Here is a 25,311-nt window from a genome sequence, read left to right on the forward strand (position 1 = left end):
ATTTCGGCAGGACTTGTAACCGGTGACACCGTCGGTCGGTTCCGTCGCCGTGCCCCCGCGCGGCCATCGGGTACGCCAGACCATCGAGCAGCTCAGGGCCCGGATCCTCGGCGGCGATTGGCCGGTCGGCGGGCGCATCCCCACCGAGCCGCAGCTGGTCGCCGCGCTCGGGGTGGGGCGGAACACAGTCCGCGAGGCGGTCCGGGCGCTGGTCCACGCCGGGGTGCTGGAATGCCGGCAGGGTTCCGGCACGTACGTGCTCTCCACCGACGAGCTGGCCCCGGTGGTGGCCCGCCGGCTCACCGACGACCGGATGGCCGAGGTGGTCGAGGTCCGGCGCGCCTTCGAGGTGGAGGCGGCCCGGCTGGCCGCGCTGCGGCGTACGCCGGAGGACCTGGCGGCGCTCGACGGCGCGCTCGCCGCCCGGGAGGCCGCCTGGCGGTCGGGCCGGGTCGCGCAGTTCGTGGAGGCCGACGGCGCGCTGCACACGGCGGTGGTGGCCGCCGCCCACAACGGCATGCTCGCCGAGCTCTACGCCTCGGTCGGCACGGCGCTGCGCAGCACCGTCGCCCAGGCGATGGGGGACGCCCTGGAGCCCGAGCGGTACGTCGACCACGGTCGACTCGTCGACGCGATCAGGGCCGGCGATCCGGCGCGCGCGGCGATCGAGGCCGGCGCATTTCTGGAGCCGCCGTCGGGGGCATAGGTTGTGCCGGACCCCGAAAACCGGACAGCACGGGAGTGTGGATGCTCAAGGGCTTCAAAGACTTCATCATGCGCGGCAACGTCGTCGACCTGGCGGTCGGTATCGTCATCGGCGCCGCGTTCACCGGTGTGATCACGCAGTTGACCAAGTCGTTCCTGGAACCACTGGTCCGCGTGATCATCGTCCTGATCACCGGCAACGAGAACGGCATCAGTGGCTCGACCCCGGAGTTCCGCGGCGTCCAGTTCGACTGGGTGGCCTTCGTCAACGCGGTGATCACCTTCGCGCTCACCGCGGCGGCGCTGTACTTCCTGGTCGTCTACCCGATGAACCGGCTCGCCGAGCGGCGCAAGCGGGGCGAGGAGCCGCCGCCCTCGGCGCCGAGCGAGGAGGTCAAGCTGCTCACCGATATCCGGGACGCGCTGGTCGCCGCCGGCCAGACCATCCCAGGACAGCAGCGGGGGGCGCTGGACGACGTGCTGGGTCGTCGGACGGAGCCGCCGGCGCCGCGCTGACGGACCGCATCGCACATCGGCCCCTGTGGGAATCCCGCAGGGGCCGGCGTGTGTCGTACACATGTTCGATAGAGTCCCGCCATGGAGCAGCGCAGGCACTGGTGGAACGGCAAATGGGGACGGCTGGCCCGGCGGGACGTCTTCCTCCGGGTGGACGCCGACCGCTGGCACGTGGAGCAGCGGGCCGGCGGCGCGGAGGGCGTCTCCCAGTTCTACGAGTACGGCAGCGCCGAGGAGGCCGAGGAGACCGTGCGGGCCCTGCTGGCGGGGACGGACGGCTGGCGGGAGCTCTCCCCGCGCCCGCCAAGTGCTTGGGCCCCGCCGGCGGGTGAGTGACTCCGCCCGCCGGTTTAGCGCCGGGCGGGGCCGGGAACCGCTCGGAAATGGAGCAGCAGGGCACCAAGCAGCAGGCGGTCATCTCCCGGGTCACCACCGGCATGCGGGTGGTCGACACGGTCGGCGTGGAGGTCGGCACCGTCGACCTCGTCCAGCGGGGCGACCCGAACGCCGTGACCGTGCAGGCGCCGACCGCCGACCCGGGGAGCAGCCTGGACGAGCTGATCGAGTCGGCGGCGGTCGAGGAGCCCGACGTGCCGGCCGACCTGGCGGCCCGGCTGCTGCGCACCGGCTACCTCAAGGTCTCCACCGAGCTGGCCCGCACCGGTGCCGTGTACGTGCTGGCCGACCAGATCGCCGCGGTCACCGACAACCAGGTACGTCTCGACGTCCCCCTCGGTGACCTCCCCCCGGAAGAGTGAGCCAGCGGTGGCGCCCCCGGCCGGCGGTGACACGCCCGGCAGGCGGTGGCTGTCGGGCTTCCTGTGGAGCTGATGTCGTCAACGACTCACGGCGACCAGCGAGCGTCCGGGCGACCTCCGGCACCGTCGCTGCGACGCTGATGTCGTCGACGACATCAGCTCAAAAGGACCGCGCAGGGACGTGCGGCGCGCCGGCCCGCCCGGGACCGGCGACCGGCGACCGGCGTTCTAGTGTCGAGCGATGTACATGGTCATCGGTGAGCAGCGACTGCCGGCCGCCGGGCCGGAGGAGCGCCGGGCGCAGTTCGCGCACATGGCGGAGGTGGTCCGGCGGAGCCCCGGGTTCGTCCACGGCTGGTGGGGCCCGGACGAGGCGGACCAGGACACCGGGCACGCGCTGGTCCTCCTCGACACCCGGGAGCACGCGCTGGAGTTCGCGGCCACCGTCGAACGGTTCGTCACCGGCCTGCGGCTGCGGGTGATGGCGGTCGACGTGACGGTCAACGCCCCCTGACGTCGACGACCCGAGCCGACGCGTCCTCGGGAACCGGCGTGGTCCCGGGCGCTGGCGCAGCCTCCCGAGCTGGCGCGGCCTCCGGAGCTGGCGCGGCCTGCGAAGGCGGCGTGACTTCCCGGGCGGGGGGCGCGGGACGGCGGTGGAAGAGCAGCAGCATCAGCCAGCCGGCGAGCAGGCCCCAGAACGCGCCGCCGACCCCGAGCAGACTCACCCCGGAGGCGGTGACCACGAAGGTCACCACGGCGGCCTCCCGGCTCTCCGGTTCGGCGACCGCCGAGGAGACGGCGGTGGCGAGCGCGCCGAGCAGCGCCAGCCCGGCCACCGCCTCGATCAGCACCGGCGGGGAGAGCAGCACCAGCGCGGTCGCCACCCCCGCGCCGAGCCCGAGCAGCGCCATCCCCACCCCGGCGGTGACCGAGGCGATCCAGCGGCGCTCCGGGTCCGGGTGGGCGTCCGGCCCGGCGGCCAGCGCGGCGGTGATCGCAGCGAGGTTGACCGCGTGCCCGCCGACCGGCGCGCCGAGCGCGGTGGCCAGCCCGGTGACCCGCAGCGCCGAGGAGAGCGGCGGCCGGTAGCCGTAGCCGCGCAGCACCGCCGCGCCGGGGACGTTCTGCGCGGCCATGGTGACCAGGAAGAGCGGCAGCGCCAGCCCGACCACCGCGGGCAGGCTGAACGCCGGCACGGTCAGCTCGACCACCGGCCGGAGGCCGGCCACCCGGCCGGTGGGTGAGGTCAGCGCGATCGCCACCGCCGCCACCACCAGCGCGGCCGGTACCGCCCAGCGCCGGGCGAACCGGTGCAGCACCAGCCAGGTGACGATCACCGGCGCGGCCAGCGCCGGCACCTCGACCAGCGCGCGGACCGGGGCGGTGCAGAGCGGCAGCAGCACCCCGGCCAGCATCGCCGCCGCCACCGGCCCGGGGATCGCGGCCACCGCCCGGCCCAGCGCCGGGAAGAGCCCGGCGGCGACGATCAGCAGCCCGCAGAGGACGAACGCGCCGACCGCGGCGGGCCAGCCGCCGGGGACCGGCCCGGTGGCGACCAGCAGCGCCGCGCCCGGCGTGGACCAGGCGATCGCGATCGGCATCCGGTGCCGCAGCCCCAGCCAGACCGCGCACAGCCCGGACGCGACGCTGACCGCGAGCAGCCCGGAGGCCGCCTGCGCCTCGTCGGCGCCGACCGCCCGCAGCCCGGCCAGCACCACGGTGAACGAACTGGCGAAGCCGACCAGCGCGGTCACCGCGCCGGCCAGCACCGGTTGCAGACGTTCCGCCATCGCCGCACCCCCGTCTCCGGTATCGCGGCCACCCTAGCGGCGCCCGTCGGCGGGTCGGCCCCCGTCCAGACGCCCGCTCACGAGCCGGGACCGGCCGGCGGCACCCGCCTGGCACGCGCCCGCGCAGCGGAGTGCCGGCCGGCGGCCACGTCAGCCCGACCAGGCGCCGGAGGGACCGGGAGCGCCGCCGGGCGGGCCCACGCCGTCAGCCCAGCGGGCGGGCCGGGAGGCGGTGCTGCACCGCCCAGAGCGCCGCCTCGGTCCGGGACGCCGAACCGGTCTTGCGGAGCAGGTTCGACACGTGCACGGTGACCGTCCGCACCGAGATGCCCAGCGCCCGGGCCGCCTGCTTGTTCGACATCCCGGCAACCAGGCAGCCGAGCACCTCTTCCTCCCGGCCGGTCAGCTCGGCGTCCGGTGGGGCGGCCGGTCGGGGCGCCGGCAGCCGCAGGTACTCCGGCAGCGGCTGGCGGACCAGCGCCTCCGGGTCCCGCCCGGAGTGCGCGGCGAGCAGCTCGGTGAGGACGTACGGGTTGCCGCCGGTGCGCTGCCAGACGGCGGTGGCCACCCGGTCGGTCGGGCGTCGGCCGTCGTACACCTGGGTGAGCACCTGGGCCACCTCGGGGACGCCGAGCGGGCCGAGGTGCTGGCGCACCGTGCCGCGTACCCCGCAGAGCCGGGCCAGGGCGCGGACGGCGAGGTCCGGCGCGACCGCGTCGGCCGGCGGCCGGCTCGCCACCACCAGCAGGGCCGGCAGCTCCGGCGCGGTGGCCAGCTCGGCGACCAGGTTGAGGCTGGCCGGGTCGAGGGCGTGCAGGTCCTCCACCACCAGCACGGCCGGGCCGGCGCCGACGAGCAGCCGGACGGTCCGCACGGCGAGGCGGAGCAGGGTGCCCGGCGCGTAGCGCTCGCGCGGGGCGGTGGGCTGCTGGGCGAGCCAGGCCAGCGCGTCGGCCGGCAGGTCGAGCCCGCTGGTGTCCCGCCCGCTCAGCACGGCGGCCAACCAGTCGTACGGGGCCGGGGCGTGCACCCGGGCGGCGCCGGAGAGGACCACCGCCGGACGCGGGGTGAAGCTCTCCACGGCGGCCCCGACGAGCAGGCTCTTGCCCACCCCGGCGGCGCCGGTGATCACCGTGACGGCGGGTGACGGCCGCCCACCCTCGGCCACCGTCGACCACGCCCGGTCGAGCTCGGCATGCTCGCCGGCCCGCCCGACCATGGACACCGGCATCATTTTCCCACCCTACGCACTAGTGCGTAGAGACGAAGGCAGGGTGTTTCGGGCAAGCTTGTCGTATGACGCTGATCCTCCGCTCGGCCATCCTCAATGACGTCGGCCTGGTCCGCACCAACAACGAGGACTCCGCCCTCGCCGGTGACCGCCTGGTGGCGGTGGCGGACGGCATGGGTGGGCTGCCGGCCGGCGAGGTGGCCAGCGAGATCGTAATCCGGATCCTGGACGAGCTGGTCCCGCCGACCGCCCCGGACGAGGCCGCCGACGCGCTGCGCGCCGTCGTGGCCACCGCCAACCAGCGCATCCGCGCCGCCATCGCCGCCGACCCGGCACGCGACGGCATGGGTACGACGCTGACCGCCGGCCTGCTCGCCGGCGACACCCTGGTCCTCGCCCAGGTCGGCGACTCCCGCTGCTACCTGCTGCGGGGTGGGGAGCTGACCCAGCTCACCCGGGACGACACCTTCGTGCAGGCGCTGGTCGACCAGGGCACGCTCTCCCCCGACCAGGCCCGGCACCACCCGCAGCGGTCCCTGGTGACCCGCGCCGTGCAGGGCGCGGACGCGCCGCCGGCGATCGGGGTGCTGACCATGTTCGCCGGCGACCGGCTGCTGCTGTGCAGCGACGGGCTCTCCGACTACGTCGAGGACGCGGCGATCCGGGCCGCGCTGACCACCTACGGCGACCGCCAGCAGTGCGGCGAGCAGTTGGTCAAGCTGGCCCACCAGGCCGGCGCGCCGGACAACGTCACGGTGGTGGTCTCCGACCTCGCCAAGGGCTGAACCGGACCAATCGGGTTGCGGCGGTCCGCCGGGCGGGTTGGGATGGACGGATGCTCATCCGCCGCTTGGCCGCCGAGGAACGTCTGACCACCAGCTTCCCGCTCCAGGCGTACGCCTTCGAGGCGTCCCCGCTGACCCGGGAGCGGGTCGAGGCGTTCCACCGTTACCTGCCGTACAACAAGGGCAACCGGACGCTGGTCGTCGAGGAGGATGGCGAGACCTGCGCGGCGGCGAGCGCCGTCCCGATGCGGCAGAACCTGCGCGGCGCGGTGCTGCCGATGGCCGGGGTGGCCGGCGTCGCCACCCACCCGCTGGCCCGCCGGAAGGGACACGTCCGGGCGCTGCTGCACCAGCTCCTCGACGAGATGCGCGACGGCGGGCATCCGCTGACCGCGCTGTACCCGTTCCGGGCCAGCTTCTACGAGAAGTTCGGCTACGTCGGGCTGCCCCGGGCGCGTACCGTCCGGTTCTCCCCCGCCGACCTGGGCCCGCTGCTGCGCGCGGAGCTGCCCGGCACGGTGACCTGGGAGCGGATCGGCGCCGGTTACGACCGGTTCCGGTCGTTCACCGAGCGCTGCCTGCGCGAACGGCACGGCTTCGCGATCTTCCCCGACTTCCGGGACGTCGGGCTGCGCGACCGGGACGACCGCTGGCTGCTCACCGCGACCATCGACGGCAGCACCGTCGGCGCGCTCACCTACCGGATCGACGACCACGGCGGCGAGCTGGTCGGTGACGACCTGCTCGCCACCGACCCGTACGCCCGGGCGCTGCTGTTGCAGTTCCTCGCCCGGCACGTCGACCAGGTGGAGCGGATCAGCCTCCAGGTGCCCGCCGACGAGCTGCCCGAGCTGTGGCTGACCGACCTGGCCGTGCACGTGGAGGCGCGGGTGGCCCGCCCCGGATCGTCGGCCCCGATGGCCCGGCTGCTGACCGTGGACGCCCTGGCCGGTCTGCCCGCCGGCCCGGGCCGGGTCCGGGTCGAGCTGGTCGGCGACCGATGGCTGGCCGGCACCCACCTGCTCGACGGCGCCACCGGCCACCTGGAGCTGACCTCCGGCGGGCCGGCGCCGACCGCGACGCTCACCGCCGCCGGGCTCTCCGCGCTGGCGTACGGGGTGCTCGACCCGGCCGAGGTGGACGTACGCGGGCTGGGCGACGTCGGCCCGGACGCGGCGGTCGAACTGCGCCGCCTCTTCCCCCGCGCCCACCCCCACCTCTTCGCCGACTTCTGACCCACCCCCACCCCCGCCCTCGGGGGCGGGTGAGGCACGGGCCGGTTTTCCGGTCCGGCGCCGGGGTACCGTCCGGCAGATGCCGGAGTGGTTGCAAGCGGCGGCCTGGGGTCTGCTGGCCGGGTCGGCCCTGTTGATCGGGGCGGTGCTCGGGTTCTTCGCCCGGGTGCCCCGGAAGGTCATCGCGTCGATCATGGCGTTCGGCGCGGGCGTGCTGCTCTCCGCCGTCTCGTTCGAGCTGATCGCCGAGGCGCACGAGCAGGGCGGCCTGCTGCCGACCGCGATCGGGGCGGCCGGCGGGGCGCTGGCGTACACCGGGGCGAACGTGCTGCTGGCCCGGCGGGGCGCTGGCGTACACCGGGGCGAACGTGCTGCTGGCCCGGCGGGGCGCCCGGCACCGCAAGCGCTCCGGCGACGAGCAGCCCTCCGAGCAGGAGCAGCCCGGGTCCGGCTCGGCGATCGCGGTGGGCGCGCTGCTGGACGGCGTACCCGAATCGGTGGTGATCGGCGCGAGCCTGCTCGCCGGCGGCCCGGTCAGCCTGGTCACCGTGGTCGCGGTCTTCCTGAGCAACGTGCCGGAGGGGCTGTCGAGCGCCGCCGGCATGCGGCAGGCCGGCCGTTCCCGGCGGTACGTCTTCCTGCTGTGGACGGCGATCGCCCTGGTCAGCGGCGCGGCGGCGCTCGCCGGCTACACGCTGCTCGGCGGCGCGCCGCCGGAGGTGCTGGCCGCCATCACCGCGCTCGCGGCCGGCGCGATCCTCGCGATGATCACCGACACCATGGTCCCCGAGGCGTTCGAGGACGCCCATCTGCTGGTCGGCCTGATCACCGTCCTCGGCTTCCTGGTCGCCTTCGCCATCTCCCACGCCTGACCGCGCACCTGATCCACACCCATGTCGCCGATCCGGCGGCATCCGGGTAGGCGGGACACCGCCACATCGCCGACGTGGGTGTCGATCACGAGGGGCGGGAGACCGGCTTTAGGACTGGGTTAAGCCGGCCCGGCGGATTCGTCCGACGGCGGGTCGGGCTCCTAGCATCGGACGGTGCGCGTGAAATCCGTTGTCACTCTGCTCGTCCTCGGTGTCGCCACCGCCACCCTGCCCGCCTGCGGCGGTCAGGCCAGCGGCCGCCAGCCGGTGACCGTGTCGGCCACCGGCACCGCAGGCGCCACCGCTCCGGCCGCCGCCGCCCAGCCGACCGGCGCCCCGGGCGCGCGGTCCGGTCTCGGCGGGCCAGGGAAGAGCGCCTCGCCGAAGCCGTCGCCGTCGAGCGGCACGGTGCTGAAGGCGGGCAACCCGAACGGCCGCGCCACGGTGCCGGCCGAGGCGCGGGCGGTCGACACCTCCCGTCCGACCAGGACGATCGGCACCGGCACGCCGGCGAGCTGCACCTCCGACGCGGTGGTGAAGGCGGTCGCGGCCGGCGGCATCATCACCTTCGACTGCGGCCCGGCGCCGGTGACCATCCGGATGAAGGCCACCGCGAAGGTCCGCAACGCCAACGGGCCGAAGATCGTGCTGGACGGCGGCGGCAAGGTCACCCTCAGCGGCGGCGGCGACCGGCGCATCCTCTACATGAACACCTGCGACGGCGCGCAGGGCTGGACCACCTCGCACTGCCAGAACCAGGACCACCCGCAGCTCACCCTGCAGAACCTGACCTTCGCCGACGGCAACTCCACTGGCGACCGGACCGAGGGCGGCGGGGGTGGTGCCATCTTCGTCCGTGGTGGGCGGGTGAAGGTGGTCAACTCCCGCTTCGTCGACAACCGCTGCGACCGTACCGGGCCGGACCTGGGCGGCGCGGCGCTGCGGGTGCTCAGCCAGTACGACAACAAGCCGGTGTACGTGGTGAACAGCACCTTCACCGGCGGGGTCTGCGCCAACGGTGCCGCGCTGAGCAGCATCGGCGTCTCCTGGGTGGTGCTGAACAGCGTGCTCAGCGGCAACAGGGCGGTCGGCGACGGCGCCAACCCGGCCAGGGCCGGCACCCCGGGCGGCGGCAGCGGCGGGGCGATCTACTGCGACGGCAACGAGTTCACCGTGCGGATCGCCGGCACGATCGTCGAGAACAACCACGCCAACGAGGGCGGCGGCGCGATCTTCTTCGTCAGTAACAACCGCACCGGCACCATGAAGATCGAGAACTCGAACCTCCGCCGCAACCCCAGCGACGCCTTCGAGACCCGGGGCCTCCCCGGCATCTTCTTCCTGGGCGCCCGCCCGCCCGCGATCACCGGATCGAAGCTCACCTGACCCCCCGAACCACCCTGTTGGGGTTGCCTTGGCCGGGGGTCCGGCCCTTGAGCAGTCCTGCGGGGCGGCCGGGGAGGTCGGGGGTGGCGGACAGGGGTGGGGCGTTGGTGTGGGAACCCTGGGCCATGCCGGCGAAGAGGTCCTTGAGGGCGGTCAGGGCGTCCACCTTGGGGTGCCAGCCGAGTTCCGTTTCGGCGCGCTCGCTGGACATCAGCGGCGCGTTCAGGCCCAGCTCCACCCAACCGGCGTCCACCGGTTGCAGCCGGAACCGCCAGGTCAGCGCGGCGGCGGCGCGCAGCACCGGGGCGGCCACCGGGATCGTCCAGCCCTTGAAGTGGCGGGCCACCAGCTCCGGGGCCAGCACCGGGTCCGCGGCGACGTTGAACGCGCCGCGTGCGTCACCCAGGACCGCCTTCGCGTACGCGTCGGCGACGTCGTCGGCGTGCACCGCCTGCATCCGCAGCCGGCGGTTCGCGGGTACGACCGGGATGCGCCCGTAGCGCAGCAGCCGGACCGGGGCGAGCGGCCCGAGGAAGTACCGGGTGATCTCGGTGCCCGCGTCCCGCTGGAAGGTCAGCCCGGGGCGCAGCCGGACCACCCGTAGCTCCGGGTGCTCCCGCTCGACCTGGTCGAGCATCGCCTCGACCTCGGCCTTGTCCCGGCTGTACGACGACCCGGGCACCCCGGTCGCCGGCCAGCGCTCGCTGATCGGGTGGTCCTTCGGGCCGGGCGCGTAGGTGCCGACCGACGAGGCGTACACCAGGGCGGGAACCCCGGCCTGGACGGCGGCCTCGGTCACCGCGCGGCTGCCGCCGACGTTGGTCCGGTGCAGCGTGCGCTGGTCGTGGCTGGGCTGGATCTGCCAGGCCAGGTGCACGACCGCCTGGGCCGCCGCGAAGATCGCGGCGAGCGTGCCGGCCGCGCCCGGCGCCCCGACGTCGCACGAGTGCCACTCCACCTGGTCGTACGGCTCACCGGCGTCCGGACCGGGCAGCCGCCGGGCGACGCCGACGAGCTCCAGCCCCGGCTCCTGACGCAGCCGGCGCAGCACTGCCGTCCCCACGTTGCCGCTGGCGCCCACCACCACGATCCGCATGCGACCTGCGGTACCCGCTGAACCGGACTCCAACCCCCGGACCGGTCAGGGGCGGGGCGACTGGCGTACCCAGCTCTTCTCCTGCCGGCGGCGGCCCTGCGTGGCGGCCAGGCAGCGCGGGCAGATGAAGCCGACCGGGTCGGCCTGGGTGAGCACGTCGGTCGAGGTGTAGTCGAACGGCACGTGCGGGAATCGGCGCAGCCGGGTACGGCTGAGCTGGAGGCCGCATGCGGTGGAGTTCTGGCCGGGCTGCCAGGCGTGCACCTCGCCGCCGGGCTGCCGTACGCCGTCCGGGCCGACCTCCTCGCTGGACGCCGCGACCGCCGGGGTGCTGCTCATCCTCATGCCGTCCCGGTTCCCCACTCCCGCGCTTTCAGACCCGGTCGCCCGCTTGATCGACTCCGTCACGCGGGCCGGGACAGCAGCGCGGCGACCAGGCAGGCGAAGGCGGCGGCGTTCGTGACCGTGCGGGCCAGGTTCCACCGCACCCAGGTCGCCTCGAAGGTCGCCCGCACGGCACCGAGGTCGGCGATCCGATCCACCGGCCCGGCCGCGTCCAGCCGATCGTTGAGCGGCACGCTGAAGCGCATGGTGATCAGCAGGGTCGCGCCGTAGAACACCAGCGCCGCGATCGTCCAGGCCAGCACCCGGCCGCCGACGGTCAGGTGCAGCGCCACCGCCAGGCCGATCAGCAGCACCGCGCCGAGGAAGGCGGCGAGGAACCAGCCGTTGAGGATCCGCCGGTTGATCGACTGCATGGTCCCGACGAAGGTCCGGTCGTCGACCGCCGCCAGGCCCGGCATGACCGAACAGGAGTACGCGAAGAAGAGCCCCGCCATCAGCCCGGTGACTCCGGTGGCGGCGGCCAGCGCGATCGTTCTCATGCCCACCAGCTCACCCTGTTCCGCCTGTCGCGGCCATGGTCCAGGGGCTCGAGGGCATGCGTGAGCGTCTGGGCCGGCGTCCCGCCGCAGCCGGCCGGAAGCCGGAACGCCCCGGCGGCTGAGGTCCGGTAGCCTGGTGCCGCGGGCCGCTAGCTCAATGGCAGAGCTGTGGACTTTTAATCCATAGGTTCAGGGTTCGAGTCCCTGGCGGCCCACCATCTACCGCCTCTGAACTGCTAAAACGCCGGGAAGAGATCATCGGGCACAACCAGGGCACAAACTAGCCGCGATCTTGGCTAGCGGGGGTGCTGGGCCGCTTGCCGGCGGCCTGGCGTAGGAGCTGCCCGACGACGCCGCGCGGGCGGTCCTTCTTCGGCAGCCAGTGGACGTAGGTCTCCAGAGTGATCCGCAGGTTGGCGTGCCTCAGCGCCTTCTGGACGTCCTGCGGCTCGAAGCCGTTGCTCATCAGCGTGGTGGCGAAGAAGTGGCGCAGGGAGTGGAAGGTGCCTTCCTTCGGCCAGCCGGCGGCCTCACGCCAGCCCGCCCACAGTTCCGCCCAGTAGCGATCGTTGAGCAGCTTTCCCCGGGCCAAGGTGAACAGGAGCGCTACCGGGCGGGAGGGCGGGTCGATGGCATACGGGATGGCAGGAGGTCGATGCGTCCGTCGAGCGAGGACGGCACGGCACGCATGCCCAGTTGCCCATACCAGACCTGAGAGACTACTCTCGAGACATGTCTCTCACGAATCGCTACGGGGACTTCGAGATCACCGACCCGCAAGCGCTGCGGGCGCTGGCCCACCCAGTCCGGTTGGCCATCCTGGACCACCTCCAGCGGCACGGCCCCTCCACGGCGACCCAGCTATCACCCCACGTAGGCGCCACACCCTCAGTCGTGAGCTGGCATCTGCGGCACCTCGCGTCGTTTGGCCTGATCAAGGGCTGGGATGGTGCGAGCAGCAAACGGGAGCGCTGGTGGCAGGCCGCAGCAAAGGGCTTCCGCTTCAATCTGCCCGACGATGCCGAGGGCCAGAGCGCCGCGCGTCAACTGCAAGGCGAGAGGTTCGCGCAGTACGCCGAGCTTCCCCAGCATTGGCTGTTACACGACGAGCCCCGACTAGATACCCAGTGGCGGCGGCTAGCCGGCATGGCCGACACCCGCATCGTGGTAACCGCCGAGGAACTCCGCCAGATCGAGGACGCCGTTGAGGAACTCCTCGCCCCGTACGTGCAACGCAAGGACCACGAGTCACCTGCCGGTGCTCGTGGCGTACGAACGCTGCGATACGTCATGCCTGAGCCCGGCGCTGATGAATCGTCCCCGGCATGACCGCCGCGACCGCCGCGCCAACGTCGTCCCTGCGGGGCAACCGAAGGTTCCGCGCATTCTGGCTCGGCGAAACGATCTCGCAGTTCGGGGACCGGATCACTGAACTGGCCCTGCCATTGATCGCTGTCACGATGCTGGCCGCGACGCCCCGCCAGGTCAGCGTTCTCACCGCGCTGATCTGGTTGCCGTACCTACTCGGGTTGTTCGTCGGGGCCTGGGTGGATCGGCGCACCCACAAACGTCGCTTGCTCATCGCCGCTGACCTGGCCCGGGCTGCTGTGCTGCTCAGTCTTCCCGTGGCCTACCTGCTCGACGCGGTTACCCTGACCCAGCTCTACGTCGTTGCACTGCTCACCGGCGCCGGGGCGGTGCTGTTCGGCATGGCGTACCAGTCGTTCTTCGTGGTGCTCGTGCCGCCGTCGGCCTACATCGACGCGACGAGCAGGTTGAGCCTGAGCCGGGCCGGGTCATCCGTTGCCGGCCCCGCCGTCGGGGGCGCGCTCATGCAGGCGCTGACCGCTCCGGTCGCGGTCATCGTCGACGCCGCGTCGTTCCTGGGCTCCGCGCTGGTGATCGGCCGTATCCCGGTGACCGAGGTCCCACCACCGCCGAACCGGTCATCGACCATTGCCCTGGTCCGTGAGGGCCTCGCGCTGGTGCTACATCACCCGGTGCTACGCGCTGCGCTCGGTTGCACCAGCACCGTGAACTTCTTCACGTTCATCGCCAACGCGCTACTGGTTCTGTACGCCAGTCGCGAGCTTGACCTGTCGGCGGGCGCCATCGGCCTCGCCTTCGGTGTCGGTGCCATCGGCGCACTAGGTGGCGCAGCCCTGGCGCCACGCGTCTCGCGAGCGTTCGGGGTGGGACGTACCGCGATCATCGGCGCCATCCTGTTTCCCGCGCCACTGGCCCTGATGGCGCTGGCCGGCGGACCGACCTGGGCCAAGATTGCGGTGCTCGCCGTCGTTGAACTGATCTCTGGCATCGGGGTCATGCTCATGGACGTCAACCTCAATGCGCTCATCGCAAAGGTCACCCCGGACGAGGCTCGTGGGCGCAGAGCTGGCGCGTACAGCGCCGTCAACTACGGCATCCGGCCGGTCGGTGCAGTGGTCGGCGGCTGGCTCGGCACGACCGTTGGGTTACGCCCCACCCTGATCATCGCCGGCGCTGGAGGAGTTCTCGCAGCGCTCTGGCTGCTCGCCTCACCAGTACGCCGTATCGCGACCATCGACGACCCCACGCCGGCCCCGAAAATGGTCAACGAGCACTAGGTCCAGGCCGTCGCCAGGCCGTCAAAGGTCGACGTGGGGTCCGGCTCAGTTGTGTGCGTTGATGGAACCATCGTGATCGGGCTTGGCGACGGCCGCCTTGGCAGCCCGCTCGATCTTCGTGCGCCGGGCTTCCCAGAACGCCGCGTCGCGTTGCGAATTCGCGTACTTAGCTGCTGTCCCTGTAGAGCCATCGAGCTGTTCGCGCAAGATGTCGGCGTGTCCGGCGTGCCGGCTGGTCTCGGTGAGCACATGGACCAGGATGTTGAACAGCTTCACGTCAGGGCGCGGCCACCACGGCACGTGGCCAGGCGAGTCGATGGCGAGGGCGCTGATCGTCGCGTCCGAGTGCTTCCACACGCGACGGTAACGGTCGATGATCTCCTCGCGCGTCTCGTGCCCGGTCGCCCACATGTCGGTGCCACGTTCGGCGGCGTCGTCCCACCGGGGCAGGGGCTCGGGGAACGGCCGGTCGAAGACCTCGCCGAAGTACCTGGACTCCCAGATCGACAGGTGCTTGACCAGGCCGAGAAGGTTGGTTCCAGTCAAGGTCAGGGGGCGGCGTACGTCGTACTCGGGCAACCCGTCGAGCTTCCACAGCATCGTCTCGCGGATCTCACGCAGGTCGCTGTGCAGGTACTCTTTCCCGAATTCATCGATCATGGGCCACGAGCCTGCCATGCGCCGTCGATGGGCTCAACCTGGGTCAACCTGCGCCCAGCACTAGGCCGAGGGTCAACGCACGTGCTGGCCCGTCACCGAGCCTGATCACGCTGGTCTCACCAACGCACCCGGCTCAACCGGGACTACGCCCTGGTCAGCTAGCAATTGGCGGCTGCCGTACTAGCTGGGCAAACGCCACGACGCGGTTACCACCACCAGGTCGCATCCGGTTCGGGTTCTGCCACCATTGGGTCCACCCGTGTGGCGGTACGCGAACTTACCGTTTGCAGGTAGTCGATCAAGGGCTGGCTCCGGGGCCAGCCTTGATCGTTGTCGAGGTGCTGTCCCTCGTTGACGCTGTTGCGCCCTCTGCGTGACGCTCTCGTGGGTCGGGTCTTCTCAAATGCTCGAGGCGCATCGCAACGAATGTGGCGTGGCGCCCGGTGTGGCGGGCTTGTTCGGCGACGAGTTGGCACAGTCGCCCGGCACTAGCCGAATCGATGCCCCCGCTGATGCCGAGGACCAGGGCCCGATGGCCGGCCGTGATCAGCTGGTCGACGAGGAACTGTGCTCGCCGGTCGGCCTCTACCGCAGGGCCGAACCCGGCTGTCACCGCCAGGTCCTCGGCGATGTGTCGCTGCCATCCGGCTGGCGCGGTGTGTGCGTGGCTCATCGGCGCACCTGCTGGGTCGGCTCGGGATAACGGGCGCCGTTGACGGTGACGCGCAGCGTGTACACGGAGGTGCCGGCGGTGATGAACAGGTGGTTGCGTTTCGGCCCGCCGAAGGTGAGGTTGGCGACGGACTCGGGCAGCAGCAGCTTGCCGATGAGGGTGCCGTCGGGGTCGAAGCAGTGCACCCCGTCCCAGGCCGCGGCCCAGACCCGGCCCTCGGCGTCGAGACGCAGGCCGTCGAAGCGTCCGAAGTCGCACTCGGCGAAGATCTTCCCGCCGGTCAGGGTGCCCTCGGCGGTGACGTCGAAGACGCGGATGTGACTGGGTTCCTGGCGGGTGTCGGCGATGTAGAGCCGCTGCTCGTCGGCGGAGAAGGCGAGACCGTTGGGCCGGCAGAAGTCGTCGGCGACGACGCGCAGGTCGCTGGTGGCCGGGTCGAGGCGGAACACGTAGCAGGCGTCACCGAACTCGCTGTGGCCCTTGTTGCCCTCGTAGTCGCTGTCGATGCCGTAGCTCGGGTCGGTGAACCAGATCGTGCCGTCGGCACGTACGACGACGTCGTTGGGGCTGTTGAGCCGCTTGCCCTGGTAGCGGTCGGCGAGCACGGTGACGGTGCCGTCGTGTTCGGTGCGGGTGACCCGCCGGTTGCCCTGCTCGCAGGTGATGAGCCGACCCTGGCGATCGACGGTGTTGCCGTTGGCGTAGCCCGAGGAGTGTCGGAAGACGCCCACAGCGCCGGTGGTCTCGTCCCAGCGCAGCAGCCGGTCGTTGGGGATATCGCTCCAGACCAGGTACCGGCCGGCCGGGAAGTACGCCGGGCCCTCTGATTTGCGTGAGCCGGTGTGCAGCCGTTCGACGACGAAGTCGCCGTTGCAGTAGCGGAAGCGCCCGTCGAGCATCTGGAACTCGGCAGGGATGGTCTCAGCCACCAAACTCTCCTCGCCTTTAGGATGAAATTCGGTAAGAAGTCTTTCCTACAGAATCTGATATGGTCAACAGCAGAGTTGTCCGTTTCACATCTCGGAGCGCGTATGGACGGCATCGACCGGGCTTTGCTGGCACAGCTGCAGGTCGACGCGACGCAGTCGTACGCGTCCTTGGGTCGGGCGGTCGGGCTGTCGGCTGGGGCGGCCCATGAGCGGGTGCGCAAGCTGCGCGAGCGCGGTGTCATCCGGCGTACTGCCGTCGACGTCGATCCGGCCGCGGCCGGCCGCGGCGTGCTGTCCTACGTCATGCTGCAGGCAAGCGCCTGGATGGGCGACCCGCCGACCGGCGACGCGCTGGCGGATATACCCGAGATCCAGGAAGCGCACATCATCGCCGGGTCGGCGTCGTTGCTGGTGAAGATCCGCACCTCGACCACCGAGGAGCTGCAGGCCGTGCTGCGACGAGTCTTCGCCGTCGACGGCGTCACCGGCACCCAGACCATCGTCGTGCTGGAGACCTTCTTCGAGCGGCCCATGTTTCTCGGCGGCAACGGTTCCAGCTGACCCCGCCTCGGGCGGCGACGTCGGACCGTCTTTGCGGGCGACCACCTACTCGCCGATCGGTGTCTGCTGAGGAGGAAACGGATCAGCCGGGTATCGGGCCTTATCCACGGTCCGGCGGGGCGCGGCGGCCCCGGCCGGGAGCTGAGGCGCGCATGCCCTCCGGGCCGCACCCCCCGTGGCCCGGAGGGCACACCCCCCAGTGGTGCGCGCGAAGCCCCGCCCGAGGACGGGCCCACCACGCCCGCAACGAATCACACCAGCGAGGCCGGCACGGCGACAGGTGTCGAAACGGGGAGGTGACTGACCCGTCGTGTCGTTGATCCGGTTGACCCCGGCCGTCACCTGGGACGACCGTGGTAGCCCGACCGTCGAGGAGGCACGCCGATGACCCGTCAGCGCGAGACCGTGGAGGTCGACCCGGTCCTGTTCCGCGCCGTCTACGATTCGCCCGCCTCGCTGCCGGGCGAGCACCGGTGGACCACCCCGGAGCACGACGTACGCCGGATCGAGAAGCTGCTCGGCATGCCGGCGCGCAGCATCGGCGCGCCGCTGTGGGTCAGCGGCGACCAGCCGGACTGCCCGAAGTGCGGCCGGCGGGTGACCTGGCTGGACATCGTCTCGTCCGCGTTGAAGGGCGTGCACGACCCGGCGATGATCGCCACGGTCATCCTCGGCGACCGCAAGTACGTCAACACCGAGGTGCCGGACGCGATCGCCGGGGTGCACTGCGTCGACTGCCGTACCCCGATCGAGGGGCTGCGCAGCTTCAAGTGCCACAACTGGGCGTACGCCTTCGAGGCCCTGGAGGCCGTCCTGCAGCGGATGTCCGGGGCGTCAGCCGTCGGCGCTCAGCTCACGGACATGCCGCAGGCCGGGCCGCCCGTCGAGTGACACCTCGCCGGCCGGCGTGAACCCGGTGCGCCGGAGCACCGCGAGCGAGCCGGCGTTGTCCAGGGTCGTCGCGGCGGTCACCCGGCTCAGCCCGTACGCCCGGCGGGCCAGCGCGAGGACGCGGCGGACGCCGTCGGTCGCCACCCCGCGCCCGGCGGCCCGCTCGGCCACCCGATAGCCCAGCTCGGCGCCGCCGTCCGCGACGTCGACCAGGTTGAACCGGGCCAGCACCGCGCCGTCGAGCTCGGTCAGGACGTGGAAGTGGCACCGGCCGGTGTCCTGCTCGGCGAGCAGCGCCGAGTGGCGCGCGCCGAAGTCGGCGAAGTAGGCGTCACCCCGGTCCGGCACCGACCCGGCGAAGTACGCCCGGTTCTCCCGCTCGAAGCGGAGCAGCGCGTCGGCGTGGTGGGCGGCGAGCCGGTGCAGGTCGGACATCGCGCCACCCTAGCGCTCGCCGGCGGGCCGGGCGATCGCCTGCCCCCGTGAAGGTGCGGCGACGAAGGTCAGGAACAAACCCTCACCATCGCACGTGGTGGGCGGCCTTCGTGATTCCTACCGTCGGCTGGAGGTGAACGGGGTATGAACACTTGGTGAGGTGAGTGATGGCAAACGCTGGCACGACGGACGTTCCCGACATCAGCGTGGAGTGGTACCGCGACGTCGTGGGGGTGGCCGACTCCTCGCCCGGACCGGTGCAGTGGTTCGCGGTGCACTTCACCGAGGGGGCGATCCTGCTGCTCGGCGTGCTGTTCCTGCTGGCCGCCGCGCCCCGGCTGCGGCGCGGCGGGCCGTGGGAGCGGGCGGTCGCCTTGATCGCGCCGGTCGCGGTGGTGCTCGCGTACGGCTGCAGCGAGGCGCTCAAGTCGGTGGTCGACCAGGGCCGCCCCTGCCGGGGGGCGGTCGAGATCGTCGCCGCGCACTGCCCACCTTCGGGCGACTGGTCCTTCCCGAGCAACCACGCCACGATCGCCGGGGCGCTCGCCGCGGCCACCCTGCTGCTCTCCCGCCGGCTCGGGCTGCTCGCGGCACCGCTGGCGCTGCTCGCCGCGCTGTCCCGGGTCTTCGTCGGCGTGCACTACCCGCACGACGTGGCCGCCGGCCTGCTGCTCGGCGCGGTGGTGGCGCTGACGGTCACCCCGCTGGCGGCCCGACCGGTCGCCGAGGCGTTGCGCTGGCGGACCACCCGCGCCCACCCCGCCCCCGCGCCGGCCACCCGCCGCTGACCCGCCACCGCCGCCCTCCCGCTGGTTCGCGTCGGCCCGCGGGTCAGGCGCACTGGTGTTGGTTGCTGCCGGCCGTGCGGCTGATGGCGAGGCCGGTGGAAGGTTGCTGTTCGACCGTTAGCGCCCGCGTCACCCGTAGCGCTCGTAGCGGTTGCAGGGCGGTGTCAGCGCCGGTCGGGGGTCGGGCGGTTGCAGGCGCCGACGGCGGATAGCAACCGGTTGTGGGACCCGTGAACGCGGCGGGCTGCGGAGTTCGTCGGTGGCTGCCGCCAGAATGGCCGGTATGAGCGACGAGGTAGATCTGAGGGATGTTCAGGAAGCTGGTAGCAGCTGCCGAGCTGGCGGTCGCGAGGCGCGCCCTTGCCTTGGATGGCTCGCGCGAGGCTGCGGCCGGCTGCCTCGTCGCTGATTCTCTCGGCGAAGTCGGCCATGTCCTGATACCAGACGTAGGACGGCAGCGGATCGATGCAGGTCCGCCGGGCGCGGACGTCGCGGAAGGTGTGCCACGCCGGCAGCAGTTGCAGATTCTCCTCGTGCAGCTCGTCCTTGAACCGGCGGAAGGCGCCCTTGCCCTGGATGGGCTCGCGCCAGTCTTCGCCCGACTGCCTCGTCGCTGATCCTCTCGGCGAAGTCGGCCAGGGTGTCACGGTATACATCTGCACTCGCAGTACAGCTCGTCACACGGGTCGTCCATGCCCGAGCCACGCGGTGCCGGCTCACCGGCAGCGCCCACGTCAGTGATACCGAGATCAGCGCGCCGCGGCGCCGTGGAGCAGGCCGGCGTGCCAGACGGGGGAGATATCAGGATGCTCGACTCTGCGACGACCCAGGTGATCGAACCGGTCCCGCCGCAACCGCCGAGCCGGCGTCGCGCACGCGGCCTCTGGGTGCTGATCAGTGGCCTGCTGACCCTGCTGCTGGCCGGTACCGCGTTGGTGGCGGTCGAGCCGCTGCGCCGCCCGTTGCCCGCGCCGACCGTCACGCGGACCCTGCCGGCGTCGACGATCATCCCCGGCACGCCCCCGGCGGTGCCGTGGCCGAAGACCGGGCAGGCCGCCCTCTCGGTCGAAGGGCTGGGCTCGCTCGGCACGTCGGGCGGGAGCAACCCGGTGCCGATCGCGAGCGTGGCCAAGGTGATGACGGCGTACGTCATCCTGACCGAGCACCCCCTCGACCGGGGCGAGCAGGGACCGACGCTCGCCGTCAGCGCGGAGCAGGCCGCCGCGTACCCGAGGGAGCTGGCGCGCGGCGAGTCCCTCGTGCCGGTCGTCGCGGGCGCGGTCTTCACCGAGCGCCAGGCACTCCAGGCGGTGCTGCTCCCGTCGGCGAACAACATGGCGCGGATCCTCGCCGCCTGGGACGCCGGCAGCGTCGAGGCATTCGTCGCCAAGATGAACGACACCGCCGCCGCGCTCGGCATGACCCACACCCACTACACCGATCCGGCCGGGCTCGACCCGGACACCGTGAGCACCGCCGTCGACCAGGTGATCCTGGCCCGCAAGGCGATGGCACTGCCGGCGTTCGCGGAGATCGTGGCGCAGAAGAAGGCCACCCTGCCAGTCGCCGGCACCGTGCAGAACTACAACTCCCTGGTCGGCCAAGACGGCGTCGTCGGGATCAAGACCGGGTCCACCGACGAGGCCGGCGGATGCCTCGTCTTCGCCGCCGTCGTCAAGGTCGGCGGCCGGAAAATCACCATCGTGGGCGCCGTCCTCGGGCAGCCCGGCGCCAACACCCCCGTGCAGCTGGACCGGGTGTTCCGGGCGACCCGTCCGCTGGTCCGCACCGCCGCCGCCGCGATCGCGGTGCACCCGATCGTCGAGGCCGGCGATCAGGTCGCCACCGTGCGGGGGCCGCTCGGCACCAGCACGACGATCAACGCGTCGAAGGACCTGACCGTGGTGGGCTGGCCCGGCATGCGGGTACGGCTGGACATCGACATCCCGGCCGTACCGGCACGGCTGCCGGCCGAGGCCGAGCACGGCCGGGTCAGCGCGGTCGCCGGCGAGGGCACCCCCGTCGCCACCGCGCTACGCACCGGCGTACGGCTGGAGCCGCCCAGCACCTGGGATCGCATCCGACAGCACCGCTGAGCCGGCGGCGCCACGGGCGTCGGGCCCCCGCCTACAGGACCCCAGCCCATGCCCGGATCGCGGCAGATCAGTACACCGGTTTGGATCTGATGGCTTAGTTCCCTGTGCTGAGCACGATTGCCTGCAAATCGGCAGCGAGTTCCTCGAGCGATGCGGACTGCCGGAGCACGTGAAACGCGTCAGAGGCATGGTAGAAGGCCTTGACTGGAGCTACGCGCAGCCGGTGCTCGGCGAGAATCTGCGGGAACTGTTCGCGTCTTGCGGCCAGCCGCCAGTCCTGGTCGATGCGGTCCTCGTCGAGCACCACCTGGATGACGGTGTCTGGTGCGTGGCCGTGTTTGGCCAGCAGTTCGGCGTGACGAACGGTGCGCGGGTAGCCGAACAGCACCCGGGAGCCTGGCGACCGGGTCAGCGTGTCCGCGACGAACTCGGCCAGCACCTCGTCTGGTACTAGCTCGCCGGCCTGCAAGAGGGAAGCCAGCCCTGCCTCCCATCGAGACGACCGCGCGTAGAGCACCCGCGCGTCCGTCCCTCAACGTGACGCCCGATCAGCGGCATGACCGGATGTTCAATGCCGACCTTGGACTGCATCCTCATTCAGTCCGGGGCAGCGTGGGCGATAGCGCGGCTCGGTAACCGGGGAGTTGGCAGCCTGGCGATGTTGACCAGAAGCCCGTCCAACCCGTCCCATAAGACGATCCGCTACCGGACACGGTGTGCGGGTCACGACGCAGCTCGGAGGGTATCGAGCCGGCGCAGGTCGTCGTCGGACAGGCTTAGGTCGGCCGCGGCGACGTTGGAACGCAGGTGGCGGACGCTGGTGGTCCCCGGGATCGGGATGACCGGCACGCCGTGTGCCTGCTGCCGGTGGTGCACCCAGGCCAGTGCGACCTGCCCGCTCGTGGTGTCGTGTCTACTGGCGATCTCGCCCAGTGCGGCGCGTAGGCCGCTCGCTACTTGCTCGTCGGCTGTGCTCGGAGGCTGGTGGAGGAGTCCATGACCGTTTGGGGAGTGGGCCACGACGACCACTCCGAGGTCGGCCACGGTAGGCAGCAGTTCCTGCTCGATGTCGCGCTGCACCAGTGACCACTGTTCCTGTAGCGCCGCGATCGGGTGAACGGCGTGTGCGCGGCGTAGGTCGTCCGCCGTCACGTTGGACAGGCCAAGGGCGCGCACCTTCCCCTGGTTGACCAGTTCGGCCATGGCCTCGACGGTTTCCTCGATCGGGACCTTTTCACTGCGATGGTGCAGGTAGTAGAGGTCGATCACGTCGACACCGAGCCGTCGCAGGCTCGCCTCGCTCGCCTGCCGCACGTACGACCGGTCAGCCCGTACGTCGAAGCCGCCGGCGAGCTCATCTCGCCATACCAACCCGAACTTGCTGGCCAGCAGCACCTCATCACGGCGCCCTCGGATTGCTCGGCCGACCAGCTCTTCATTCTGGTAGGCATCTGCGGTGTCCACCATCGTGACGCCCGCATCAAGGGCGGCGTGGACCACCGCCACCGGGTCGCGGTCGGTGCCGTCGGCGGTTCCATCGCGCAACCTCATCGCGCCGAATCCCTGACGGCCGAAAGTATCGCGACCCATGGATAGACGCGTTCCCGTCTCAGCAGTTGGCATGACCCACACCCTAAAACCTCAACCGCAATTGAGGTCCAGTCCATTAGCGGTGCCCGGTCTGCGCCATCTCGAACAAGGAACCTCATACGGGACGCCACAGCTCAGATGGCCTGAGCGCGGCGGGGTGTCCCGTATGACCCGTCCGGTGAACCGAGCGGTTCGGGCTCGGACAGCCGTCCCCGGGCGTAGTCCCAGGTGCGGCCGTCGATCAGTTCCCGCGCGGCGTCCAGGTGCCCGGCGTGGCACGCGGTCTCCACCAGGACGTGCAGCAGCACCTCGGCCAGGTCGTCCAGGCGCCAGTCGCCGAACATGCCCTCCGGCCACCACGCGGGCGGGGTGTGCGGGGGCAGCCCGGAGACCAGGCCGGCGGTCTCCCGGACCTGCTCCCGGTACCGGCGGAGCACGGCCGACGCCGGCATCTCGTCGGGCACGGTGAAATCGTCGTCGGGGTCGTCCCGGTGGTCGACAGGCCGGCCGGCCATCACCTCGGCGAACCAGAACGTGGTGCCCACGGTCAGGTGCCGCACCATCCCGGCGCAGGACCAGCCGGAGGGCAGCACCGGCCGCAGCAGGTCCTCCTCGTCGAGGCCGTCGAGGATGCCCAGCACGCGTCGCTGCTGCGCCGCGAGCCACGTCAAGAGGGTGCGGGTGTCGTACGGGTCGGGGCGGTTGGTCATGATGACTCCTCGGGGGGGCGTGCCTGCGACCGGGACGTCGGAGCCGTGACCGGATTTTCGACACGCCGCTCATGTCGAGATCGCGCCACCGGCTCCGACGTCTCCGGTACACGGGCGCGGCACGCCGCGCCGCCGATACGACCGGAGGTCATCGCCGTGAAGTACGTGATCCTGATCCACGCCAACCCCGACCCGTGGGGTCACCCCACCTCGCACTTCACCACGGAAGGCCGGTCCCAGCCGCCCGAGTACCACGAGCGGGCCGACCGGGAGTTCGATGAGCTGCTGGCCGAACTGTCCGCGTCCGGTGAGTTCGTTACCGCCGAGGCGCTGGCCGACCCCGCCTCGGCCACCCTGTACGGGTGGGGCCCGGAGGGGCACCTCGCCACCGACGGCCCGTACGCGGAGACCAAGGAGCAGCTCGCCGGGTTCTTCATCGTCGACTGCGACACCCGGGAGCGGGCCGAGCGGATCGCCGCCCGGTTCGCCCAGCCCGGCGGGGTGATCGAGTTGCGTCCGGTCATGTGGGGCGGTGGCGACGACCAGTGACCGGAGCCGGCCTGGAGTACGTGTGGCGTGACTGCGCGCCGCACGTACTCGCCGCGCTGGTACGCCGGTACGGCGACTTCGACGCCGCCGAGGACGCGGCGCAGGACGCGCTGCTCGCCGCGGCGCGGCAGTGGCCAGCCGAGGGCGTACCCGACAACCCGCGCGGCTGGCTGATCCGGGTCGCCTCCCGCCGGCTGGTGGACCAGCGCCGCGCCGAGTACGCCCGTGCCGACCGGGAGCGGGCCATGGCCCGGCAGGCGCCGCCCGATGCCCTGCTGGCCCCGGCCGCGGACGCCACCGGGGCCAGCGGCCGCGACGACTCGCTGGCCCTGCTCCTGCTGTGCTGCCATCCCGCCCTTACCCGCCCGTCGCAGGTGGCGCTGACCCTACGGGCCGTCGCAGGGCTGGCCACGGCCCAGATCGCCCGCGCGTTCCTGGTACCCGAGGCCACCATGGCGCAGCGGATCAGCCGGGCCAAGTCCCGGCTCACGCAGATCGGGGCCCGCTTCGCGCTGCCCTCGGCCGAGCAGATGCCCGACCGCGTGGCCGCCGTGGCGCACGTGCTGTACCTGATCTTCACCGAGGGCCACACCGCCACCACCGGAGCCGGCCTCACCGACATGTCCCTGGCCGCCGAGGCGATCCGCCTGACCCGCCAACTGCACCGGCACCTACCGGCCGCCGGGGAGGTCAGCGGGCTGCTGGCGCTGATGCTGCTCACCCACGCCCGGCGGGCGGCCCGCACCCACGCCGACGGCTCGCTGGTACCGCTGGCCGAGCAGGATCGCTCCCGCTGGGACCGCGCGCTCATCGCCGAGGGCGTCGCGCTGGTGGAGGCCGCCCTGCCGACCGGCCCGGTCGGCCCCTACCAGTTGCAGGCAGCCATCGCGGCGGTGCACGCCGAAGCGCCCCGGGCGTCCGACACCGACTGGGCGCAGATCGACGTGCTGTACCAGATGCTGCACGACCTCACCCCGGGGCCGGTGGTCACCCTCAACCACGCCGTGTCGGTCGCCCAGGTGCGCGGTCCCGCGGACGCCCTCGCCATGCTGCAGCCGCTGCTGGCCGACCCGCGGCTGCGCCACCACCACCGGCTGTACGCCGTGCACGCCCACCTACTGGAGATGGCCGGGCGCACCGAGCAGGCCCGTGCCGCCTACGCCACCGCGGCCCGGCTAGCCACCAGCATTCCCGAGCAGCGCTACCTCAACGCCCGGGCGGGGGCAGGCTGACCCCGCCGGGCACGGCCGACTGTCCGGACCGGGTCACCCGCCGGCCACCAAATCACGCCTCCTCGCCTTCGCTGGCGACGCGAGACGACCACCACCGACGAGAACGACTCAAGAATCCCGTAGCAACGTCAACCCGGCCACGACTACTCCACCGCCATACGAGTGAGCGGCTATCAGCTCAAGGAAAGGTCCGGCACCCGCCTGGAGCTGCTGATCCGCAACGTCGCCGGCGAGGACAGCCAGAACTTCCGCAACCCATTCCTGGCCATCCTCGGAGAGCAGAAGGACATGGAGATCGGAGTGGTGGGCACCACGGAATTGAGCAGAATC

General features: G+C 72.0%; 31 protein-coding genes and 1 tRNA gene. 18 read left to right on the forward strand and 14 right to left on the reverse strand.

Translation table 11 applies throughout. The features are described from left to right. Positions 1-22 precede the first annotated feature (22 nt). From ACLQ2U_RS01715 to ACLQ2U_RS01735, 5 genes are all read left to right on the forward strand, one after another. Entirely contained in the window at positions 23-706 is a 684-nt protein-coding gene (locus ACLQ2U_RS01715) for a FadR/GntR family transcriptional regulator (RefSeq protein WP_425748703.1), read from the forward strand. 41 nt (positions 707-747) lie between these two features. Further along, complete coding sequence (mscL, locus tag ACLQ2U_RS01720) at positions 748-1,221, forward strand: large conductance mechanosensitive channel protein MscL (protein ID WP_425748704.1); 474 nt, start codon at positions 748-750, stop codon at positions 1,219-1,221. An 81-nt stretch (positions 1,222-1,302) separates the two neighbouring features. Next, on the forward strand, positions 1,303-1,557 hold the full coding sequence (locus ACLQ2U_RS01725) for a hypothetical protein (RefSeq protein WP_425748705.1): 255 nt from the start codon (positions 1,303-1,305) through the stop codon (positions 1,555-1,557). A 47-nt stretch (positions 1,558-1,604) separates the two neighbouring features. Then, positions 1,605-1,979, forward strand: a complete 375-nt coding sequence (locus ACLQ2U_RS01730; RefSeq protein ID WP_425748706.1) for a hypothetical protein — start codon at positions 1,605-1,607, stop codon at positions 1,977-1,979. A 241-nt stretch (positions 1,980-2,220) separates the two neighbouring features. Further along, complete coding sequence (locus tag ACLQ2U_RS01735; protein ID WP_425748707.1) at positions 2,221-2,493, forward strand: hypothetical protein; 273 nt, start codon at positions 2,221-2,223, stop codon at positions 2,491-2,493. On the opposite strand, the gene ACLQ2U_RS01740 is transcribed toward ACLQ2U_RS01735, so the two are convergent. Continuing rightward, complete coding sequence (locus ACLQ2U_RS01740) at positions 2,480-3,772, reverse strand: benzoate/H(+) symporter BenE family transporter (RefSeq protein ID WP_425748708.1); 1,293 nt, start codon at positions 3,770-3,772, stop codon at positions 2,480-2,482. The genes ACLQ2U_RS01735 and ACLQ2U_RS01740 overlap by 14 nt on opposite strands. A gap of 205 nt (positions 3,773-3,977) precedes the next feature. Beyond that, complete coding sequence (locus ACLQ2U_RS01745; RefSeq protein ID WP_425748709.1) at positions 3,978-5,006, reverse strand: AAA family ATPase; 1,029 nt, start codon at positions 5,004-5,006, stop codon at positions 3,978-3,980. Between the two features lie 62 nt (positions 5,007-5,068). Here ACLQ2U_RS01745 and ACLQ2U_RS01750 point away from each other — a divergent pair, with 62 nt between their 5' ends. The 4 genes from ACLQ2U_RS01750 to ACLQ2U_RS01765 all read left to right on the forward strand — a co-directional run bounded on the left by ACLQ2U_RS01750 (position 5,069) and on the right by ACLQ2U_RS01765 (position 9,281). Next, positions 5,069-5,788, forward strand: coding sequence for a PP2C family protein-serine/threonine phosphatase (locus ACLQ2U_RS01750; protein WP_425748710.1), 720 nt, complete (start codon positions 5,069-5,071; stop codon positions 5,786-5,788). Between the two features lie 50 nt (positions 5,789-5,838). Next, entirely contained in the window at positions 5,839-7,023 is a 1,185-nt protein-coding gene (locus ACLQ2U_RS01755; protein ID WP_425748711.1) for a GNAT family N-acetyltransferase, read from the forward strand. 368 nt (positions 7,024-7,391) lie between these two features. After that, on the forward strand, positions 7,392-7,895 hold the full coding sequence (locus tag ACLQ2U_RS01760) for a ZIP family metal transporter (RefSeq protein ID WP_425748712.1): 504 nt from the start codon (positions 7,392-7,394) through the stop codon (positions 7,893-7,895). 180 nt (positions 7,896-8,075) lie between these two features. Then, positions 8,076-9,281 (forward strand): hypothetical protein, encoded by a 1,206-nt coding sequence (locus ACLQ2U_RS01765; protein WP_425748880.1) that lies wholly within the window; start codon positions 8,076-8,078, stop codon positions 9,279-9,281. Here the strand turns inward: ACLQ2U_RS01765 and ACLQ2U_RS01770 are convergent. The 3 genes from ACLQ2U_RS01770 to ACLQ2U_RS01780 form a co-directional block, all read right to left on the reverse strand. Further along, positions 9,274-10,377: an NAD-dependent epimerase/dehydratase family protein gene (locus ACLQ2U_RS01770; protein ID WP_425748713.1), complete on the reverse strand. Its 1,104-nt coding sequence runs from the start codon at positions 10,375-10,377 to the stop codon at positions 9,274-9,276. The two genes, ACLQ2U_RS01765 and ACLQ2U_RS01770, sit on opposite strands and share 8 nt — an antisense overlap. 45 nt (positions 10,378-10,422) lie before the next feature. Continuing rightward, positions 10,423-10,716, reverse strand: coding sequence for a hypothetical protein (locus ACLQ2U_RS01775; RefSeq protein WP_425748714.1), 294 nt, complete (start codon positions 10,714-10,716; stop codon positions 10,423-10,425). Positions 10,717-10,781: 65 nt separating this feature from the next. Beyond that, positions 10,782-11,261 (reverse strand): DUF1772 domain-containing protein, encoded by a 480-nt coding sequence (locus tag ACLQ2U_RS01780; RefSeq protein ID WP_425748881.1) that lies wholly within the window; start codon positions 11,259-11,261, stop codon positions 10,782-10,784. A gap of 143 nt (positions 11,262-11,404) precedes the next feature. Here ACLQ2U_RS01780 and ACLQ2U_RS01785 point away from each other — a divergent pair. Further along, positions 11,405-11,479 (forward strand) — tRNA-Lys (locus tag ACLQ2U_RS01785). A 62-nt stretch (positions 11,480-11,541) separates the two neighbouring features. Here ACLQ2U_RS01785 and ACLQ2U_RS01790 read toward each other — a convergent pair. Next, positions 11,542-11,853 carry a tyrosine-type recombinase/integrase gene (locus ACLQ2U_RS01790; RefSeq protein ID WP_425748715.1) on the reverse strand — a complete coding sequence of 104 codons (312 nt, stop codon included), beginning with the start codon at positions 11,851-11,853 and terminating at the stop codon, positions 11,542-11,544. Positions 11,854-11,993: 140 nt separating this feature from the next. Between ACLQ2U_RS01790 and ACLQ2U_RS01795 the strand changes: the two genes are divergently transcribed. After that, positions 11,994-12,590, forward strand: a complete 597-nt coding sequence (locus ACLQ2U_RS01795; protein ID WP_425748716.1) for an ArsR/SmtB family transcription factor — start codon at positions 11,994-11,996, stop codon at positions 12,588-12,590. After that, positions 12,587-13,867 (forward strand): MFS transporter, encoded by a 1,281-nt coding sequence (locus ACLQ2U_RS01800; RefSeq protein ID WP_425748717.1) that lies wholly within the window; start codon positions 12,587-12,589, stop codon positions 13,865-13,867. The genes ACLQ2U_RS01795 and ACLQ2U_RS01800 overlap by 4 nt, the downstream gene beginning before the upstream one ends. 45 nt (positions 13,868-13,912) lie before the next feature. Here ACLQ2U_RS01800 and ACLQ2U_RS01805 read toward each other — a convergent pair whose 3' ends face one another. The 3 genes from ACLQ2U_RS01805 to ACLQ2U_RS01815 form a co-directional block, all read right to left on the reverse strand. Beyond that, positions 13,913-14,527, reverse strand: a complete 615-nt coding sequence (locus ACLQ2U_RS01805; RefSeq protein ID WP_425748718.1) for a DinB family protein — start codon at positions 14,525-14,527, stop codon at positions 13,913-13,915. Between the two features lie 298 nt (positions 14,528-14,825). After that, positions 14,826-15,200: a hypothetical protein gene (locus tag ACLQ2U_RS01810; RefSeq protein ID WP_425748719.1), complete on the reverse strand. Its 375-nt coding sequence runs from the start codon at positions 15,198-15,200 to the stop codon at positions 14,826-14,828. Next, a complete protein-coding gene (locus ACLQ2U_RS01815; RefSeq protein WP_425748720.1) occupies positions 15,197-16,129 on the reverse strand; it encodes an SMP-30/gluconolactonase/LRE family protein in 933 nt (310 codons plus the stop codon). Before ACLQ2U_RS01815 ends, ACLQ2U_RS01810 begins: the two co-directional genes overlap by 4 nt. 102 nt (positions 16,130-16,231) lie before the next feature. Between ACLQ2U_RS01815 and ACLQ2U_RS01820 the strand changes: the two genes are divergently transcribed. Together ACLQ2U_RS01820 and ACLQ2U_RS01825 are read left to right on the forward strand one after the other, a co-directional pair. Then, positions 16,232-16,690, forward strand: a complete 459-nt coding sequence (locus ACLQ2U_RS01820; protein ID WP_425748721.1) for an Lrp/AsnC family transcriptional regulator — start codon at positions 16,232-16,234, stop codon at positions 16,688-16,690. Between the two features lie 384 nt (positions 16,691-17,074). Further along, entirely contained in the window at positions 17,075-17,581 is a 507-nt protein-coding gene (locus ACLQ2U_RS01825; protein ID WP_425748722.1) for a hypothetical protein, read from the forward strand. On the opposite strand, the gene ACLQ2U_RS01830 is transcribed toward ACLQ2U_RS01825, so the two are convergent. Further along, on the reverse strand, positions 17,525-18,016 hold the full coding sequence (locus tag ACLQ2U_RS01830) for a GNAT family N-acetyltransferase (RefSeq protein ID WP_425748723.1): 492 nt from the start codon (positions 18,014-18,016) through the stop codon (positions 17,525-17,527). The two genes, ACLQ2U_RS01825 and ACLQ2U_RS01830, sit on opposite strands and share 57 nt — an antisense overlap. Before the next feature lie 167 nt (positions 18,017-18,183). Here ACLQ2U_RS01830 and ACLQ2U_RS01835 point away from each other — a divergent pair, with 167 nt between their 5' ends. Next, positions 18,184-18,804 carry a phosphatase PAP2 family protein gene (locus ACLQ2U_RS01835; RefSeq protein WP_425748724.1) on the forward strand — a complete coding sequence of 207 codons (621 nt, stop codon included), beginning with the start codon at positions 18,184-18,186 and terminating at the stop codon, positions 18,802-18,804. 164 nt (positions 18,805-18,968) lie between these two features. Here ACLQ2U_RS01835 and ACLQ2U_RS01840 read toward each other — a convergent pair whose 3' ends face one another. Beyond that, positions 18,969-19,466: a hypothetical protein gene (locus tag ACLQ2U_RS01840; protein ID WP_425748725.1), complete on the reverse strand. Its 498-nt coding sequence runs from the start codon at positions 19,464-19,466 to the stop codon at positions 18,969-18,971. 144 nt (positions 19,467-19,610) lie between these two features. Between ACLQ2U_RS01840 and ACLQ2U_RS01845 the strand changes: the two genes are divergently transcribed. Further along, the gene (locus tag ACLQ2U_RS01845) at positions 19,611-20,900 is read left to right on the forward strand and encodes a D-alanyl-D-alanine carboxypeptidase family protein (RefSeq protein WP_425748726.1); all 1,290 of its coding nucleotides are present in this window, start codon (positions 19,611-19,613) and stop codon (positions 20,898-20,900) included. A 94-nt stretch (positions 20,901-20,994) separates the two neighbouring features. Here the strand turns inward: ACLQ2U_RS01845 and ACLQ2U_RS01850 are convergent, their stop codons facing one another. The 3 genes from ACLQ2U_RS01850 to ACLQ2U_RS01860 all read right to left on the reverse strand — a co-directional run bounded on the left by ACLQ2U_RS01850 (position 20,995) and on the right by ACLQ2U_RS01860 (position 23,200). Next, positions 20,995-21,417 (reverse strand): nucleoside monophosphate kinase, encoded by a 423-nt coding sequence (locus tag ACLQ2U_RS01850; RefSeq protein ID WP_425748727.1) that lies wholly within the window; start codon positions 21,415-21,417, stop codon positions 20,995-20,997. A gap of 206 nt (positions 21,418-21,623) precedes the next feature. Further along, positions 21,624-22,523 (reverse strand): aldo/keto reductase, encoded by a 900-nt coding sequence (locus ACLQ2U_RS01855; RefSeq protein ID WP_425748728.1) that lies wholly within the window; start codon positions 22,521-22,523, stop codon positions 21,624-21,626. 101 nt (positions 22,524-22,624) lie between these two features. Next, positions 22,625-23,200 (reverse strand): DUF664 domain-containing protein, encoded by a 576-nt coding sequence (locus tag ACLQ2U_RS01860; protein ID WP_425748729.1) that lies wholly within the window; start codon positions 23,198-23,200, stop codon positions 22,625-22,627. Between the two features lie 156 nt (positions 23,201-23,356). On the opposite strand from ACLQ2U_RS01860, the gene ACLQ2U_RS01865 reads away from it, so the two are divergent. Beyond that, on the forward strand, positions 23,357-23,749 hold the full coding sequence (locus ACLQ2U_RS01865; RefSeq protein ID WP_425748730.1) for a YciI family protein: 393 nt from the start codon (positions 23,357-23,359) through the stop codon (positions 23,747-23,749). Next, a complete protein-coding gene (locus tag ACLQ2U_RS01870; RefSeq protein WP_425748731.1) occupies positions 23,746-24,981 on the forward strand; it encodes an RNA polymerase sigma factor in 1,236 nt (411 codons plus the stop codon). The genes ACLQ2U_RS01865 and ACLQ2U_RS01870 overlap by 4 nt, the downstream gene beginning before the upstream one ends. Positions 24,982-25,311: the final 330 nt, after the last annotated feature.

Origin of the sequence: Micromonospora sp. DT47 (assembly GCF_049844475.1) — a bacterium.
In the GTDB taxonomy this organism is placed as follows: domain Bacteria; phylum Actinomycetota; class Actinomycetes; order Mycobacteriales; family Micromonosporaceae; genus Micromonospora.

What these genes read in the sequence shown, in the direction of transcription:
- mscL (WP_425748704.1), top strand. Translation starts at nt 748, where the DNA reads ATGCTCAAGGGCTTCAAAGACTTCATCATGCGCGGCAACGTCGTCGAC.
- ACLQ2U_RS01725 (WP_425748705.1), top strand. Translation starts at nt 1,303, where the DNA reads ATGGAGCAGCGCAGGCACTGGTGGAACGGCAAATGGGGACGGCTGGCC.
- ACLQ2U_RS01730 (WP_425748706.1), top strand. Translation starts at nt 1,605, where the DNA reads ATGGAGCAGCAGGGCACCAAGCAGCAGGCGGTCATCTCCCGGGTCACC.
- ACLQ2U_RS01735 (WP_425748707.1), top strand. Translation starts at nt 2,221, where the DNA reads ATGTACATGGTCATCGGTGAGCAGCGACTGCCGGCCGCCGGGCCGGAG.
- ACLQ2U_RS01740 (WP_425748708.1), bottom strand. Translation starts at nt 3,772, where the DNA reads ATGGCGGAACGTCTGCAACCGGTGCTGGCCGGCGCGGTGACCGCGCTG.
- ACLQ2U_RS01745 (WP_425748709.1), bottom strand. Translation starts at nt 5,006, where the DNA reads ATGATGCCGGTGTCCATGGTCGGGCGGGCCGGCGAGCATGCCGAGCTC.
- ACLQ2U_RS01750 (WP_425748710.1), top strand. Translation starts at nt 5,069, where the DNA reads ATGACGCTGATCCTCCGCTCGGCCATCCTCAATGACGTCGGCCTGGTC.
- ACLQ2U_RS01755 (WP_425748711.1), top strand. Translation starts at nt 5,839, where the DNA reads ATGCTCATCCGCCGCTTGGCCGCCGAGGAACGTCTGACCACCAGCTTC.
- ACLQ2U_RS01770 (WP_425748713.1), bottom strand. Translation starts at nt 10,377, where the DNA reads ATGCGGATCGTGGTGGTGGGCGCCAGCGGCAACGTGGGGACGGCAGTG.
- ACLQ2U_RS01775 (WP_425748714.1), bottom strand. Translation starts at nt 10,716, where the DNA reads ATGAGCAGCACCCCGGCGGTCGCGGCGTCCAGCGAGGAGGTCGGCCCG.
- ACLQ2U_RS01780 (WP_425748881.1), bottom strand. Translation starts at nt 11,261, where the DNA reads ATGAGAACGATCGCGCTGGCCGCCGCCACCGGAGTCACCGGGCTGATG.
- ACLQ2U_RS01795 (WP_425748716.1), top strand. Translation starts at nt 11,994, where the DNA reads ATGTCTCTCACGAATCGCTACGGGGACTTCGAGATCACCGACCCGCAA.
- ACLQ2U_RS01800 (WP_425748717.1), top strand. Translation starts at nt 12,587, where the DNA reads ATGACCGCCGCGACCGCCGCGCCAACGTCGTCCCTGCGGGGCAACCGA.
- ACLQ2U_RS01805 (WP_425748718.1), bottom strand. Translation starts at nt 14,527, where the DNA reads ATGATCGATGAATTCGGGAAAGAGTACCTGCACAGCGACCTGCGTGAG.
- ACLQ2U_RS01810 (WP_425748719.1), bottom strand. Translation starts at nt 15,200, where the DNA reads ATGAGCCACGCACACACCGCGCCAGCCGGATGGCAGCGACACATCGCC.
- ACLQ2U_RS01820 (WP_425748721.1), top strand. Translation starts at nt 16,232, where the DNA reads ATGGACGGCATCGACCGGGCTTTGCTGGCACAGCTGCAGGTCGACGCG.
- ACLQ2U_RS01825 (WP_425748722.1), top strand. Translation starts at nt 17,075, where the DNA reads ATGACCCGTCAGCGCGAGACCGTGGAGGTCGACCCGGTCCTGTTCCGC.
- ACLQ2U_RS01830 (WP_425748723.1), bottom strand. Translation starts at nt 18,016, where the DNA reads ATGTCCGACCTGCACCGGCTCGCCGCCCACCACGCCGACGCGCTGCTC.
- ACLQ2U_RS01835 (WP_425748724.1), top strand. Translation starts at nt 18,184, where the DNA reads ATGGCAAACGCTGGCACGACGGACGTTCCCGACATCAGCGTGGAGTGG.
- ACLQ2U_RS01845 (WP_425748726.1), top strand. Translation starts at nt 19,611, where the DNA reads ATGCTCGACTCTGCGACGACCCAGGTGATCGAACCGGTCCCGCCGCAA.
- ACLQ2U_RS01855 (WP_425748728.1), bottom strand. Translation starts at nt 22,523, where the DNA reads ATGCCAACTGCTGAGACGGGAACGCGTCTATCCATGGGTCGCGATACT.
- ACLQ2U_RS01860 (WP_425748729.1), bottom strand. Translation starts at nt 23,200, where the DNA reads ATGACCAACCGCCCCGACCCGTACGACACCCGCACCCTCTTGACGTGG.